The organism is Pseudomonas sp. CGJS7 (assembly GCF_036961695.1).
Genome location: NZ_JBAMDI010000036.1, coordinates 33,655 through 49,667, shown reverse-complemented (window position 1 = coordinate 49,667; position 16,013 = coordinate 33,655). Strand labels below are relative to the sequence as shown.

The following is a 16,013-nucleotide window of genomic DNA, read 5'->3' as shown; positions in this document are numbered from 1 at the left end:
GGTAATGACCGGCGAGTGAAAAAAAGGGGACAGCCTCATGCTCGATTTTCTCGTGCGGTCAGGCTCACCCAATAACGCGTGCGGGTCTGCACTTGCAACGGCAGGCTGGCGGCGAGCAGGGCCAACACCCGGTCGGTGTCGTCAAGGCGGAACGTGCCGGTAACACGCAAGCGCTCCAGTTCTGGTGCCCAGCGCAGTACGCCGGGGCGATACCTGCGCAGTTCGTGCAGCAACTCGCCCAGTGGGCGGTCGTCCAGCCGTAGCGCACCTTCGCGCCAGCCCAGTTGCCATGCGTCGAGGGCTTTGACAGGGCCAACGCCAGCCGCCTGCAAACTGGCCTGTTGGCCGGCCTGTAGCATCACGGCAGATCCACGCAACGGCTGCAGGCTGACTAAACCCTTGATCGCCGACACCCGGCAGGCCTCATCAAGCAGGCGCAGGCACGCCTCGCCCTCACTGAGCACCACCCGGCCGTAAGGCACCTGCAAGGTGAGGCTCAGGTTAGCGGGCACGCTGACGGCCACTTCACCGCGCAGCAGTGCCACGCGGCCTGCACCCAGCTCGATATCGACCGCACTGTCGGTGTTCAACTGCAACAAGGTGCCGTCGCTCAGCAGTGCCTGCCTGCGCTCCCCGACTGCGGTGCGCATGTCGGCGGTCCAGGCATCCAGCGGCAGCTCACGGCTCACCAGCCAGGCCACCGGCAACAACGCCGACACACCCAGGGCTTGTTTGAGCAGTGCCCGACGACCGGCATCCGGACGATCCAGGGCGGCCATCGCCAATGCGCCGGGCAACCCGGCAAACCGCGCTCGCAGCAGCGATGCCTTTTGCCAGGCGTCTTCGTGCAGGTGACTGCTGGCGCGCCATTGCGCCAGACGCAGCAGGTCAGATTCGCTTGCGTCGCCAGAATCCAGCAATGCCAGCCAACGGGCTGCAGCACGCAGCGCCTCGCGGGTTTCTGGGGTGTGCGGGCTCATTGCAACTCGGCCAACAGGCAATGTTCGTAAGCCTGCGCCATGTAGCGTTTCACCGAGCGCTGACAAACGCCCAGGCGCTGGCCAATCTCGGCGTAGCCCAAGCCTTCCAGCTGGCTCCAGAGAAAGGCCTTGCGTATCGCCGGCTTGAGGCCGTCGAGCAATTCATCCAGCGCTTGCAGGGTTTCGAGCAGTACCCAGCGCTGTTCTGGCGACGGCACGTGTTGCTCGGGCAACTGCGCCAAGGCATCAAGGTAGGCCTGCTCCAGGCTACGTCGCTGGTGGAAGTTGCTGAGCAAACGCTTGCCCACGGTCAGCAGGTAGGCACGCGGTTCGCGTATGTCTGCCAGCGGCTGGGCGCTGGCCAGAATGCGCAGAAAAGTATCCTGGCTGAGGTCGGCGGCATCCCAGGCATTGCCCATACGCCGGCGCAGCCAGGCTTCAAGCCAGCCGCGATGCTCCCGGTACAGGGCAGGCAGGCCAGGCTCCGGTGGCGGCGCGGCGTCGATCATGAGGAGGGTCCTGCGGCGGAGTAAATAAGATTAATTCTAATTTACATCACACCACAGAACCAAGCGGTTTGTTACCGGTCAGGCAATGGCTTCATCGACCAGCACTTGTGCTTCCTGCACCAGACGCTGCAAATGCGCCTCGTCGATAAAGCTTTCGGCGTAGATCTTGTAGATGTCTTCAGTACCCGACGGGCGCGCGGCGAACCAGCCATTGGCAGTCATCACCTTAAGCCCGCCAATCGCCTGGCCATTGCCTGGGGCGTGGCTGAGGATCTGCACGATCGGCTCACCGGCCAGCTCTGTCGACTTCACCTGCTCCGGCGCCAGCTTGCTCAGCAACGCCTTCTGCCGCGCATCGGCCTTGGCCTCGACACGGGTGGCGAACGGCTTGCCCAGCGCCTCGGTCAGGTCGGCATAAGCCTGGCTCGGGTTACGCCCGGTACGGGCGCTCATTTCGGCGGCCAGCAAGGCCGGGATCAACCCGTCCTTGTCGGTGGCCCACACCGAGCCATCGCGGCGCAGGAACGAAGCCCCTGCACTTTCTTCGCCACCAAAACCGAGCGAACCGTCGAACAGGCCCTGGGCGAAGAACTTGAAGCCCACCGGCACCTCATACAGATCGCGGCCCAGCCGTTGGGTAACGCGGTCGATCAGGCCGCTGGAGACCACGGTCTTGCCCACGGCGGCGTCACTGCGCCACTGCGGGCGGTGGCGGAACAGGTAGTCGATGGCCACGGCGAGGTAGTTGTTGGGTTGCAGCAGGCCGTCAGGGGTGACGATGCCGTGGCGGTCGTGGTCCGGGTCGCAGGCGAAGGCCACGTCAAAGCGCTCGCGCAGGCCTATCAGGCCCTGCATGGCATACGGCGAGGAAGGGTCCATGCGGATCTGGCCGTCCCAGTCGACGGTCATGAAGCGGAAGGTCGGGTCGACCTCGGTGTTCACCACTTCCAGGTCCAGCTGGTAGTGCTTGGCAATGGCCGACCAGTAGCGTACCCCTGCCCCGCCCAGCGGGTCGACGCCCAGGCGCAACCCGGCGCCACGGATGACATCGAAATCGATGACGTTTTCCAGGTCGGCCACATAGTTGCTGACGTAATCGTGGCGGTGGGTGGTCGGCGCCTGCAGCGCCTGGGCATGGTCCATGCGCTTGACGCCCGCCAGGTTAGCCGCCAGCAGCTCGTTGGCCTTGCCCTCGATCCACTTGGTCACGTCGCTGTCGGCCGGGCCGCCGTTGGGCGGGTTGTACTTGAAGCCACCGCTTTGCGGCGGGTTGTGCGACGGGGTGATGACAATACCGTCAGCCAGGCCCTGCGTGCGGCCGCGGTTGTGACAGAGGATGGCGTGGGAAACCGCCGGCGTAGGCGTGTATTCGTCATCCTTGGACAGCATCACCTGCACGCCGTTGGCGGCCAGCACTTCCAGTGCGCTGGCGGTCGCCGGCGCTGACAGGGCGTGGGTATCGGCGCCGATGAACAGCGGGCCATCGATGCCTTTTTCCTGGCGGTACAGGCAGATCGCCTGGCTAATGGCCAGGACGTGATACTCGTTGAAACTCAATTCAAGCGAACTGCCCCGGTGCCCCGAGGTGCCGAAGGCCACGCGCTGGGCCGCCACGGCAGCGTCTGGGCGGCCCGTGTAATAAGCGGTAAGCAGCCGGGGAATATCGACCAGCACGCTGGCCGGAGCCGGCTTGCCTGCCAAAGGACTGAGCGTCATGCAAAAACCTCGAGTTCAACGGATGTTGGTGTTGGAACGTGCAGTGTACTGAGAGTTGCAATGCCGTGCGATGGGGGCATCAAAGAAACCCCAGGCCCTGCAGGGTATTGCGCATCCCGCCCAACCCTATGACGGTCTAGAGTACAAGCCATACCCCTTGTGAACGAGGCTCCATGGCTTTCCATCGTCTGACCCGCACACACCCTCGCCTGAGCATCGCCGCTGCAGTCGGCCTCGCCGGCGCCTGGCTGATCCCCGCCGGTGATACCGTGCAGCACATCCTCGCTGGCTGGAACCTGGGGGTGTGGCTGTACCTGCTGCTGGTGCTCTACCTGAGCTGGACAGCCAGCCCGGAAAAGGTCCGCAAGGTCGCCGGCGTCGAAGACGAGAACGCAGGCCTGGTCCTGCTGACCGTGTGCATCGCCGCCATCGCCAGCCTTGCCGCGGTCACCCTGCAACTGGTCTCCAGCCGCGGCCTGCAAGGCACGGCCCTGGCCGTGCACTATCTCTACACTGGCCTGACCGTCGCCGGTTCCTGGCTGCTGATCGGCTGCATATTCACCCTGCACTACGCCCGCCTGTTCTACACCGGGCAAAACCACGAACCCCCACTGCGCTTCGCTGATGGCGAGCGCAACCCGGATTACTGGGACTTCCACTACTTCTCGTTCACCATCAGCGTGGCGGTGCAAACCTCAGACGTGGGTGTCGCCGGTCGTGGGTTGCGGCGGGTGGTGCTGGCGCATTCGCTGGTGGGCTTCGTGTTCAATACGGCGATTCTGGGGTTCACTATCAACATCGCCGCCGGGTTGTTGGGTTAAGCAAGCCGCTCGTCTGAAAAACCTGCGCGTCGAACGTCCGCGAAAGTCACCAAACCCGATGGTTACCTGGCACCTTGCGGCCGGGAAAACGTTTGCCATGCAGCCAGCCGTCACACTGCGCCCATGACAAGGGTGTGACCAGTGTCAAGCATTCGCACATTTGTCGTACTTGCAACCGAAAATTGCGCCTAGCAGGTGCTATCTTTAGTTTCCCGGCGGCCGCATCGATGTGGCCACCCGCTCATCACGTCCAGGTACGGACAAGGAGGCTGGCATGAACAAGATGACGTTCCCCAACGCCTGCCAGGTGATGCGCTGGCATTTCCATCCGTTAGGTTTCGAGGCCAGCATGGATGCGCCACGCAGCATGGTCGCGCGGCTGTTCGACCGCGCCAGCGGTGAAACCCTGCTGGCGATTGCGGGTATCCCCTGTGCAGCGATCATGGCCGCCGCCGATGTAGAGCGCATCATCGAGGCCGTCGAGGCGGAAATGGATGCGTTCATACCCGCCTTTACCTTGCGCGATGCAGTCTAGCCCGCAGCAGTGAGTTCCGGGGCCATGGCCTGCAACTTGCTCATGAACTGCTCGGCCGGCACGGGCTGGCCCAGCAGGTAGCCCTGCAACGAATCACATCCCAGACGGGTCAGGAAGTCCTGCTGCTTGTCGGTTTCAACCCCCTCGGCAACGATACGCAGGCCCAACGCCTGGCCCAGTGCGACGATTGCCGAAACAATCGCTGCATCGTCACTGTCCTGCTCCAGATCACGTACGAACCCGCGGTCGATTTTCAGCTCGTTGGCTGGCAGGCGTTTGAGGTACATCAGGCTGGAATAGCCCGTACCAAAGTCATCGATGGACAAGTCCACGCCCATGTCGGACAGGCGCTGCAGCACGGTCAGGCTGGCGTCGGCATCGTGCATGGCGGTGGTTTCGGTAATTTCCAGTGTCAGGCAGTTTGCTGGCAAGCCGTTCTGCTGCAGGGCGCGGGCCACGCTGTCGACCAGACCGGCATGGCAGAACTGGATGGCCGACAGGTTCACCGCCATGCGCCAGCCATGGTGCCCCTGGTCCAGCCACTGACGCATCTGACGGCAGGCCTCAGTGAGTACCCACTCACCGATGGGGATGATCAGGCCGGTCTTTTCCGCCAGGCCGATGAAGCGGTCAGGCAGCAGCAGGCCCTGCTGCGGGTGCTCCCAGCGCAGCAACGCTTCGGCACCGATCGGCTGGCAGGCCTGGGCGTCGAACTTGGGCTGGTAATGCAAGCGGAACTGGCGCTGCTCCAGCGCCAGGCGCAAGTCCTGCAACAGCTGCAACTGCTGGCGCGCATTGCTGTTCATCGACACATCGAAGAAGCTGTAACCGTTCTTGCCGGCGCTCTTGGCATGGTACATGGCAGCGTCGGCGTTACGCAGCAGCTCATGCTGGTCCTGGCCGTTGCCCGGATACAGGACGATGCCCAGGCTGGCCGACAGTTGCAGGTCGTGCTCGGCCACGCGGAAAGGCCGGGACACCAGGTTGACCTGCTTGACCGCCACGTCCATGGCATCGTTCGGCTCCTGCAGTTCCACCAGCAGCACGAATTCGTCGCCGCCAATCCGAGCCAGCGTGTCCTGGCTGTGCAGGTGACCGCGCAGGCGGGCCGCCACTGCCTTGAGCAGAAGGTCACCGATATGATGGCCAAAGGCATCGTTGACGGGTTTGAAGCCGTCCAGATCAATGAACATCAGGGCAAAACAGCCGCCCTGCTCCGCCACTTTGGCGATGGCCTGTTCGATACGATCGGCCAGCAAGGTACGGTTGGGCAGATCGGTGAGGGTGTCGTGCAGGGCCAGTTGGGTCAGTTCCTGGTTGGCCAAGGTCAGCGAACGGGCCAACTCGGCAGTACGTGCCTCGAGACGCGCGTCCAGCACCGAAGTCAGCAAAGCCACTGCCAGTACTGCCAGCGTGGTGATCAGCACCAGGTAAACCAGGCTGTCACCCTGCAATCCGCCCCCCAGCGCGCCGCAAAAGCTGCCCTCGGGGAAGTTCGCCGCTGCCATGCCGGTGTAATGCATGCCCACGATGGCAAAGCCCATGACCACCGCCGCCAGGCCGCGGATCTGCCGCACATAGGGGGTGTGTTTGCGCAGGCGGAAGGCAATCCACAATGCCGCCGCCGAGGCGCCCACGGCAATCAGCAGCGAAGCGCCGAACAACGTCGGGTCGTAATCGATGCCAGGCAGCATGCGCAGCGCGGCCATGCCTGTGTAGTGCATGCAGGCGATACCGGCGCCCATGATCAGCGCGCCGAACCCCAACTGCAGCGCTGGCAGGCTCGGCTGGCTGACCAGCCACAAGGCAAAGCCCGAGGACAGCACAGCGATCAGCAGCGAGAACGCGGTCAGGGCCAGGTCGTACCCCAAGTCGATGGGCAAGCTGAAGGCAAGCATGCCAATGAAGTGCATCGACCACACGCCGATGCCCATGGCCAACGCACCACCGCCCATCCACAGGCAGGCAGCGCGGCCCTTGGCCGTGGCGATGCGGCCGGTCAGGTCAAGGGCGGTATAGGATGCCAGTATCGCCACGCACAGCGAAATCAACACCAGCGAAGAGGAGTAGCTACCGGTCAGCATTGAGAGTTCCAGCGCCGGGAAAGGGGGCCCGGCAAAAGCTGACGATTGTACTCAAGCTTAAGCGAAACGCACGGGGTTTTTGCGAATGGGAATGGATCCAATAACCGCAGTCTACCCCCTCTGCGTTTGGTCAATTCTGCTCGGCAAACGCCTGCTCTGCATCCCAGCCGCCGCCCAACGCAGCCACCAGTTGCACACTGGCCACCAGGCGCCCTTGCAGCAGGTTCAGCACGCTGCGCTCGTTGCTCAGCGCCGTGGTTTGCACGTTGACCACATCCAGATAGCCGATCAGACCGGCACGGTACTGGTTCTCGGTCAGGCGCAACGACTCACGGGCGGCATCAAGCGCCTCTTGGCGCACCACGGCTTCATCGCCATACACCTTCAGCTGAACCAGCAGGTTTTCCACTTCCCTGAAGCCGTCCAGCACGGTCTGGCGGTACTGCGCCACCGTCTGGTCATACACGGCCACCGTGCGGTCGACCTCGGCGCTGCGTTTGCCGGCGTCGAACAGGGTCAGCGCCAGCTGCGGGCCCACCGACCAGTAGCGGTTGGGCAGCTCGATCCAGTTGCTGAAGCTGCTGCTGGAATAACCGCCACTCATGCTCAGGCTGAGGTCCGGGAAGTAGGCTGCCCGCGACACCCCGATGTTGGCGTTGGCCGCCATCACGTTGCGTTCGGCTGCAGCGATGTCCGGGCGCCGCTCCAGCAGCTGCGAAGGCAGCGAAACCGGTATTTGCGGCAACGCGGGAATCGCCTTGCTGTCGGCCAGGGCGAAGTCGGCCGGAGCCTTGCCCAGCAGCACGGCGATGGCATTTTCGAACTGCGCACGCTGCCAGATCAGGTCAATCAGGTCAGCCTGGGTGCTTTTGAGCTGGGTGCGTGCCTGGGCCACGGCATCCGGGCCGGCGACACCGGCGCGGTACTGGTTTTCGTTCATTCGCAGCGAGCGCTCATAAGCCGCCACGGTGGCTTCCAGCAAGCGCTTCTGCTCATCGATAACCCGCAATTGCAGGTAGTTCTGCACCAGCTCCGACTGTTGGCTCAAGCGGATCGACGCAAGGTCGGCGAAACTGGCTTCGGCACTGGCTTCGTTGGCATTCAGGGTTTCGCGCAGCTTGCCCCACAGGTCGATCTCCCAGCTCACGCCCAACTGCGCGTTGTAGGTGTTGCGAATGCCGCTGCTGTTATTGGACAGGCTGGAACTGGAGCTGCCGGTGCCCTGCGCCGAGCGGTTCTTGCTGGTGCTCAGGTCCAGACTGGGGAACAGCGCCGCACGGCTGCTGCGCACCAGCGCCTGGGCCTGGCGATACTGGGCTTCTGATTGCGCCACGGTCTGGTTGCTGCGGTTGAGCTCTTCGACCAGCGCATTGAGCCCGGCATCGCCGTAGATTTCCCACCAGGCGCCGCGGGCGATGGCGTCGGACGGCGAGGCCTGGGTCCAGCCTTCGGCGTGCTTGAACTGCGCCGCCGTGCTGTTCAGCTCGGGGCGTTGGTAGTCGGGGCTCAGGGTACAGGCACTGAGCAAGGCCACGCACAACCCGGCGCCGAGCAGGCGCGAGCCACGGCCACGGGTCAGTGCCTGCAGGGCACGGTGAAGTGGGGTCTGGGCAAAAGTCATAGCGGGGTTTCCAGAGCGGCGTCGGTACGCACGCCGCGCCAACGGTTGAAACGGTGGCGCAGGCGGTCCAGGTACAGATAAACCACCGGCGTCGTATAAAGGGTGAGGATCTGGCTGAACACCAGGCCACCGATGATGGTCAGGCCCAGCGGCTGACGCATTTCTGCGCCTTCAGCCTGGCTCAGCAGCAACGGCAATGCGCCAAGGATCGCCGCCAGGGTGGTCATCAGGATCGGCCGCAGGCGCAGCAGGCAGGCCCGGCGGATCGACTCTTCCGGCGAAAAGCCCTGATGGCGCTCCAGCTGCAACGCCAGGTCGATCATCAGGATGGCATTCTTTTTCACCACCCCGATCAACAGGAACAGCCCCAGCAACGAGATCAGGCTGAACTCGCCACCGGTGACGTACAGCGCCAGCAAGGCACCGACGCCCGCCGAAGGCAGTGTCGAAAGAATGGTCAGCGGGTGAATGTAGCTTTCATACAGAATGCCCAGCACCAGGTACACCAGCAGCAGTGCGCCAAGGATCATGAAGGGCTGGCCCTGCTGGGTCTGGGCAAAGGCATCGGCAGTGCCGCCGAGCTTGGCAATCACCTCCTCGGGCAGGCCCAGTTTGGCCACCGCGCGCTCCAGTGCCGCCATGGCCTGGTCGGGGCTGTAGCCCTCGGCGACGTCGAAGGCGATGTCTTCCGAAGCGAACTGCCCTTCGTGGCTGACCCGGTCGTTGGCCAGGCTGTTCTCGTAGTGGGCGATGGTCGACAGCGGCACCCGGGCGCCGTCGGCGGTGATCACCTGCACTTGCTCCAGCGTGCTCGGATCCCAGGCGTATTTGGGGTTGATCTCCAGCACCACCTGGTACTGGTTGAGGCTGTCGTAGATGGTGGAGATCTGCCGCTGGCTGTAGGCGTTGTTCAGTACTGCGGTGACCATGTCCATGTCGATGCCCAGGCGCTTGGCCTGGTCACGGTCGACCACCAGCGTCACCTGTTGGGTACCGGCACCATCGCGGGCGTCGATGGCGGTCAGCTCAGGCAGTGCACGCAGCGCCGCGACCACCTTGGGAAACCATTCGCGCAACGCCGCCAGATCGCCGCTTTGCAAGGTATACAGGTACTGAGAAGAGGTCTGGTCACGCCCACCGCCCCCCAGTTGCAGGTCCTGGTCAGCCATCAGGAACAGGCGCCCGCCGGGCACCTTGGGCAGTTCCTTGCGCAGGCGCTCGATCACCTTCTGCGCGTCGATCTTGCGCTCGCTGATCGGTTTCAGGCGCACCAGCACAAAGGCGTTGTTGGTACCGCTGTTGCCACCGATGAAACCGGCGACGCTCTGTACTGCCGGGTCGGCCAGCAAGGCGCGGCGGTAGATTTCCATCTTCGGCTGCATCACCGTGAACGACAGGCCGTCGTCACCCCGGATGAAGCCCATCAACTGGCCGGTATCCTGCTGGGGCATCAGCGTCTTGGGCACCACCACGTACAGGGCGATGTTGATGCCGATGGTGGCCAGCAGGCTGAGCAGGGTCAGCCGCTTGTGGCGCAGGGCCCAACCCAGGCTGCGGTCATAGGCAGCAACCATGCGCTGATGCAGCTTGTCGCTCCAGCGCTGCAGGCGTGTCTGCTCGGCCTGTTGCGGCTTGAGCCAGCGGGCGCAGAGCATCGGTGTAAGGGTGAGCGACACTACCAGCGAGACAATGATCGCCGCCGCCAGGGTGATGGAAAACTCCTGGAACAGGTTGCGCACGATACCGCCCATGAACAGGATGGAGACGAACACCGCCACCAGCGACACGTTCATCGACAGCAAGGTGAAGCCCACTTCCTTGGCGCCCAGGTAGGCCGCCTTCATCGGGGGCTGGCCGTTCTCGATGTGCCTGGAGATGTTTTCCAGCACCACGATGGCATCGTCCACCACCAGACCGGTGGCAAGGATCAGCGCCATCAGCGACAGGTTGTTGAGCGAGAAACCGCACACGTACATGACCGCGAACGTACCCACCAGCGATACCGGCACCGCCAGGCTGGGGATCAGCGAGGCGCGCAGGCTGCCGAGGAACAGGTAGACCACCAGGATCACCAGCACCACGGCGATCAGCAGGGTGTGCTCGGCCTCTTTGAGGGTGGCCTTGATCACGGGCGAGCGGTCCATGGCCACGTTCAGTTGCACGCTGGCTGGCAGCAACGACTGCAGTGCCGGAAGCTGCGCCTTGATCTGGTCGACCGTTTCGATGATGTTGGCGCCGGTCTGGCGGTTGACCACCAGCAGCACCGCTGCCTGGTCGTTGAAGAAGCCGCTGTTGTAACGGTTTTCAACGCCGTCGGTGACGGTCGCCACGTCAGACAGGCGCAGAATGGTGCCGTTCTGTTGGCGGATCACCACCGGCTCGTAATCCTTGGCGCTTTCCAGCTGGTCGTTGGCCCGCACCTGCCAGTTGCGCTCGGCGTCTTCGACAAAGCCCATGGGCCGGCGCTGGTTGGCGTTGGATACTGCGGTGCGCACTTCGTCCAGCGACAGGTTGTACTGGTTGAGCAGTTGCGGCTCGACGGCAATGCGCACGGCCGGCAGCGAACTGCCACCGATCTGCACCTCCCCTACCCCCGACACCTGAGCCAGGCTCTGTGAAAGGATGGTGTCGGCCAGGTCATACAGCTGGCCTTTCTGCAACACATCCGAAGTCAGCGACAGCACCATGATCGGCGCCTGCGACGGGTTGATCTTCTTGTAGGTGGGCATGCTGCGCATGCCACTGGGCAGCAGGTTGCGGGTAGCGTTGATCGCCGCTTGCACCTCACGGGCTGCGCCATCGATGTCACGGCCCAGCTCGAAGCCGATGATTACCCGTGTCGACCCCTGGTTGGAGCTGCTGGTGAGCGTGGTGACGCCGGCAATGCTGCCCAGCTTGCGTTCCAGCGGTGTGGCCACGGTGGACGCCATGACCTCGGGGCTGGCACCAGAGAGGTTCGCCGACACCACGATCACCGGGAAGTCCATTTGCGGCAGTGGCGCCACCGGTAGCAAGCCAAAGCTGACCCCACCCAGCAGCATGATTGCCAGGCTCAACAGCATGGTCGCCACCGGGCGACGGATGAAAGGCCCGGACAGGTTCATGCCTGGGCCTGCTTCACGTCAGTGGCCGGGCGCAGGCGGCGGGCCAGGCGATCGAAGTACAGGTAGATGACCGGGGTGGTGAACAGCGTCAGCACCTGGCTGACCAGCAACCCGCCGACCATCACCAGGCCCAGTGGCTGGCGCAGCTCGGCACCGGAACCGGTGGCAAGCATCAGCGGCACCGCACCAAACAGCGCGGCTAGGGTGGTCATCAGGATCGGCCGGAAGCGCAGCAGCGCCGCCTGGTAGATGGCATCGCGCGGGCTCATGCCCTGATGGCGCTCGGCCTCCAGGGCGAAGTCGATCATCATGATCGCGTTCTTCTTGACGATACCGATCAGCAGGATGATGCCGATGATGGCGATCATGCCCAGGTCGTTACCGCTGATGAGCAAGGCCAGCAAGGCACCGACCGCCGCCGACGGCAGGGTCGAGAGGATGGTGATCGGGTGGATGTAGCTTTCGTACAGCACCCCCAGCACGATGTACATGGTCACCACCGCCGCCAGAATCAGCAGCAAGGTACTCGACAGCGACGCCTGGAAGGCCTCGGCCGCACCCTGGAAGCGGGTTTGCACGCCCAGCGGCATGCCGATGTCCTTCTGCACCTGCTCGATCACCTGCACGGCTTCGCCCAGCGATGCGCCGTGGGCCAGGTTGAACGACAAGGTCACCGCCGGGAACTGGCCAATGTGGGAAATAGCCAGCTGCGCTTGACGCTGCTCGATCCGCGCCAGCGCCGAAAGGCGCACCTGGCCGCCATCGGTGGCCTTGACGTGGATCGACTCCAGCGCCTGCGGGCCGATCGTGGAGGCGTCCCTGGACTGCAACACCACGCGGTACTGGCTGGCCTGGGTGTAGATGGTCGAGATCTGCCGCTGGCCGAAGGCGTCGTACAGGGCATTGGTGATCTGCGAGACGCTGATCCCCAGGCGGCTGGCCATGTCACGGTCGATTACCAGGTACACCTGCAAGCCCTTGTCCTGCAGGTCGCTGGCCACATCGGCCAGTTCCGGGCGCTGCTGCAGCGCCTGCACCAGCTTGCCGCTCCACTGCGCCAGCAGGTCGGCGTCCGGCGACGACAGGCTGAACTGGTACTGGGTCCGGCTGACCCGGTCCTCGATGCTGAGGTCTTGCACCGGCTGCATGAACAGGCGGATGCCCACCAGCCGGTCGACCTGCGGCTGCAGGCGGCTGATCACTTCGCTGGCGCTGACATCGCGCTCGCCGTGGGGCTTGAGGTTGATCAGCAGGCGACCACTGTTGAGCGTGGCGTTGTCGCCGTCTACGCCAATGTAGGACGACAGGCTCTGCACGGCCGGGTCTTGCAGGATGACCTTGCTCAGGGCCTGCTGACGTTCGCTCATGGCAGCGAACGAGGTGGACTGCGGCGCTTCGGAAATACCCTGGATCACCCCGGTATCCTGCACCGGGAAGAAGCCCTTGGGCACGACCATGTACAGGAACACCGTGAGCACCAGGCTGGCCACCGCCACCAGCAAGGTCAGCGGCTGATGCTTGAGCACCCACTGCAGAGCACTGCCGTAGTGCTGGATCAGCCAGTCGATCCAGGCGCCACTGGCGCGGTAGAAGCGGCCTTGTTCTTCTTCCTTGGGCTCGCGCTTGAGCAGACGCGCGCACATCATCGGCGTCAGGGTCAGGGACACCACCAGGGAAATCAGAATGGCCACTGCCAGCGTGATGGCGAACTCGCGGAACAGGCGACCGACCACGTCCGCCATGAACAGCAACGGGATCAGGACCGCAATCAGCGAGAAGGTCAGCGAAATCAGGGTGAAGCCAATCTGTCGGGCGCCCTTGAGTGCCGCCTGCATGGGCGTCTCGCCCTCTTCGATATGCCGGGAGATGTTCTCCAGCATGACGATGGCATCATCGACCACAAAGCCGGTGGCGATGGTCAGGGCCATGAGTGTCAGGTTGTTGACCGAGAACCCGGCCAGGTACATGACCCCGAACGTCCCGATCAGCGACAGTGGCACGGCAATCGACGGAATGAGGGTGGCGCTGAAACGGCGCAAGAAAACGAAGGTGACCATCACCACCAGAACGATGGCGATCAGCAGTTCGTGCTGCACGTCCTTGACCGCGGCGCGGATGGTCTGGGTGCGGTCGGTCAGCACCGATACATCGAGGCCCGCCGGCAAGTTGTCGGTGATCGACGGCAGCAGGCCCTTGATGCGGTCGACCACTTCGATCACGTTGGCGCCCGGCTGACGCTGGATGTTCAGCAGCACTGCGTGGTTCTGGTTCGCCCAGGCGGCCAGCCGCTCGTTCTCGGCGCCGTCGACGATTTCGGCCACATCTTTCAGGCGCAGCGGCGCACCGTTGTTGTAGGCCAGGATCAGGTTGGCGTATTCCTCGGGAGAGCGCAGCTGGTCGTTGGCATCGAGCATCGACACCCGAGTAGGGCCGTCGAAGTTGCCTTTGGGCTGGTTGACGTTGGAGGCACCGATCAGCGTGCGCACGTCATCCAGATTCAAGCCATTGGCCGCCAGGGCGTCGACGTTGACCTTGATGCGTACCGCCTGGCGCTGGCCACCGGCAATGCTGACCATGCCCACGCCGCTGATTTGCGCAAGCTTTTGCGCCACGCGGGTATCGACCAGGTCGTTGAGCTTGGGCAGCGGCATGGTCTTGCTGGAGATGGCCAGGGTCAGCACCGGGGTGTCGGCCGGGTTGACCTTGTTGTACACCGGCGGTGCCGGCAGGTCACTGGGCAGCAGGTTGCTGGCGGCGTTGATCGCGGCCTGCACCTGTTGCTCGGCAACGTCCATGTTCATGTCGAGGTTGAAACGCAGGGTCAGCACCGACGCGCCGCCAGAACTGGTCGAGGCCATCTGTTCCAGGCCCGGCATCTGGCCGAACTGGCGTTCCAGCGGCGCGGTGACGGCGCTGGTCATCACCTGCGGGCTGGCGCCGGGGTAGAGGGTCATGACACGAATGGTCGGGTAGTCCACCTGCGGCAAGGCGGAAACCGGCAGCAACTTGTAGGCGATCAGCCCGGCCAGCACGATGGCCAGCATGCTCAGCGTGGTGGCGACCGGGCGCAGGATGAACAGGCGCGAGAGGTTCATGCGCCCGCCTTGCCTGCTGCGTTGCCGGGTTGTGCTTCACCTGTTTGCGCCGCGCCCTTGGCTTCCTGCCCTTGCAGGTGCTGGCCCGGGCTGGTCGGCACTTGCGAGCTGTCTTCGACCACTTCCACCTTGGTGCCTTCGCGCAGGCGGTCGGTGCCTTCCAGCACCAGACGGTCGCCAGCCTTCAAGCCGTCGAGAATGACGCTGTTCTCGCCATCGCTGGCGCCCACCTTCAGCTTGCGGACATTGACGGTGCTCTGCTCGTTGACCACATAGGCGAAGGTGCCATCGTTGCCAAACTGGATGGCCGCGGCCGGGGCCATGACCACCTGCTTGAGGGTGTCGGCCAGCAAGCGCACGTTGACGAACTGGTTGGGGAACAGGGCCAGGTCCTTGTTCTCGAAGCGGCCTTTGAACTTCAGCGTGCCGGTGGTGGTGTCGATCTGGTTGTCGATGCTGCCCAGCACACCGGTGGACTGCAGCTTGCTGTCACCGCGGTCCCAGGCCTCGACCGGCAGGCTGGCGCCACTGCGGTAGCGCTCCAGCACCGTGCTCAGTTCGGTTTCCGGCAGGGTGAAGGCGACGTTGATCGGCTCGGTCTGGGTGATCACCACCAGCGCGGTGGTGTCGTTGGCGGCCACCAGGTTGCCCAGATCGAGCTGGCGCAGGCCCACACGGCCACTGATCGGCGCACGGATCTGGGTGAAATCGAGGTTCAGGCGGGCGTCGTTGACCTGTGCCTGATTGGTCTTGACCAGCCCCTGGAACTGCGCAACCTGGGCTTCGGCGGTGTCCAGTGTTTGCTTGGCGATGCTGTCTTCAGCGTACAGGCCTTTATAGCGGGCCAGGTCGACCTGAGCGTTCTTCAACTGTGCCTGGTTCTGCGCCAAGGTGCCTTCGGCCTGCTGCAGGGCGATGCGATAAGGGCGCGGGTCGATTTCGGCCAGCAGGTCGCCAGCCTTGACGCGCTGGCCTTCCTTGAAGTGGATTTTCACCAGTTCGCCAGCCACGCGGCTGCGCACATTGACCGTATTGGTCGCGGTAACCGTGCCCAAGGCTTTGTAGTAGAGGGGGAAGTCGCCTATCCGCACCGGCACGACGCGTACGGGTACCGGGTCGCTGGAGCCGCCAAAACCTGGGCGGCCGCCGATCATGCCCATGCCCTTGCCACCGCGCACGCCACCGGCTTCTTTATGCGCAGGCGTCGTTGCGGGCCACAGCCACCAGGCCAGTGCAGCCATCAGCAGCAGGATCAGCAGGCCGACGAGCCAGCGACGAAGGGATCGGGAATTGGACGCTTGCATGGGTTGAACGAACCTTGTTCGGAATGACGACTTGAGGAGGATGAACGATAAGCACTGCCATCGTTTTAGCAAAGGGCCTTTACCAGAGGTTTACCTTTGCCTGACGTTGCCAAGAGGCGGAATTTTAAATGAAAACGGCCCGGAACGTGTTCCGGGCCGTTACAGGGTGTTGCTTGGAGCGGTGGCGGGCCTGAAGGTTCGGTTGCCTGGTCTGGCCCTTTCGCGGGTGAACCCGCTCCTACGG

10 protein-coding genes are annotated in these 16,013 nt (G+C 63.8%); 2 read left to right on the top strand and 8 right to left on the bottom strand.

Annotated elements, in window-relative coordinates:
- Positions 1–35 precede the first annotated feature (35 nt).
- From V7787_RS21675 to pgm, 3 genes are all read right to left on the bottom strand, one after another.
- Positions 36–980 (bottom strand): FecR domain-containing protein, encoded by a 945-nt coding sequence (locus tag V7787_RS21675; protein ID WP_064492657.1) that lies wholly within the window; start codon positions 978–980, stop codon positions 36–38.
- Positions 977–1,489 (bottom strand): sigma-70 family RNA polymerase sigma factor, encoded by a 513-nt coding sequence (locus V7787_RS21670; protein ID WP_010954430.1) that lies wholly within the window; start codon positions 1,487–1,489, stop codon positions 977–979. Before V7787_RS21670 ends, V7787_RS21675 begins: the two co-directional genes overlap by 4 nt.
- 78 nt (positions 1,490–1,567) lie before the next feature.
- Positions 1,568–3,205, bottom strand: a complete 1,638-nt coding sequence (gene pgm / locus V7787_RS21665; RefSeq protein WP_336089532.1) for a phosphoglucomutase (alpha-D-glucose-1,6-bisphosphate-dependent) — start codon at positions 3,203–3,205, stop codon at positions 1,568–1,570.
- A gap of 173 nt (positions 3,206–3,378) precedes the next feature.
- Between pgm and V7787_RS21660 the strand changes: the two genes are divergently transcribed.
- The gene (locus V7787_RS21660; protein WP_020191439.1) at positions 3,379–4,026 is read left to right on the top strand and encodes a DUF1345 domain-containing protein; all 648 of its coding nucleotides are present in this window, start codon (positions 3,379–3,381) and stop codon (positions 4,024–4,026) included.
- Between the two features lie 274 nt (positions 4,027–4,300).
- Entirely contained in the window at positions 4,301–4,561 is a 261-nt protein-coding gene (locus tag V7787_RS21655) for a DUF1652 domain-containing protein (RefSeq protein ID WP_003247746.1), read from the top strand.
- On the opposite strand, the gene V7787_RS21650 is transcribed toward V7787_RS21655, so the two are convergent.
- The 5 genes from V7787_RS21650 to V7787_RS21630 form a co-directional block, all read right to left on the bottom strand.
- The gene (locus V7787_RS21650) at positions 4,558–6,645 is read right to left on the bottom strand and encodes a putative bifunctional diguanylate cyclase/phosphodiesterase (protein WP_064492659.1); all 2,088 of its coding nucleotides are present in this window, start codon (positions 6,643–6,645) and stop codon (positions 4,558–4,560) included. The two genes, V7787_RS21655 and V7787_RS21650, sit on opposite strands and share 4 nt — an antisense overlap.
- 130 nt (positions 6,646–6,775) lie before the next feature.
- Positions 6,776–8,266, bottom strand: coding sequence for an efflux transporter outer membrane subunit (locus V7787_RS21645; RefSeq protein ID WP_064492660.1), 1,491 nt, complete (start codon positions 8,264–8,266; stop codon positions 6,776–6,778).
- On the bottom strand, positions 8,263–11,370 hold the full coding sequence (locus V7787_RS21640) for an efflux RND transporter permease subunit (protein ID WP_336089531.1): 3,108 nt from the start codon (positions 11,368–11,370) through the stop codon (positions 8,263–8,265). The genes V7787_RS21645 and V7787_RS21640 overlap by 4 nt, the downstream gene beginning before the upstream one ends.
- On the bottom strand, positions 11,367–14,465 hold the full coding sequence (locus tag V7787_RS21635) for an MdtB/MuxB family multidrug efflux RND transporter permease subunit (RefSeq protein ID WP_336089530.1): 3,099 nt from the start codon (positions 14,463–14,465) through the stop codon (positions 11,367–11,369). Before V7787_RS21635 ends, V7787_RS21640 begins: the two co-directional genes overlap by 4 nt.
- On the bottom strand, positions 14,462–15,769 hold the full coding sequence (locus V7787_RS21630) for an MdtA/MuxA family multidrug efflux RND transporter periplasmic adaptor subunit (protein WP_198747667.1): 1,308 nt from the start codon (positions 15,767–15,769) through the stop codon (positions 14,462–14,464). Before V7787_RS21630 ends, V7787_RS21635 begins: the two co-directional genes overlap by 4 nt.
- Positions 15,770–16,013: the final 244 nt, after the last annotated feature.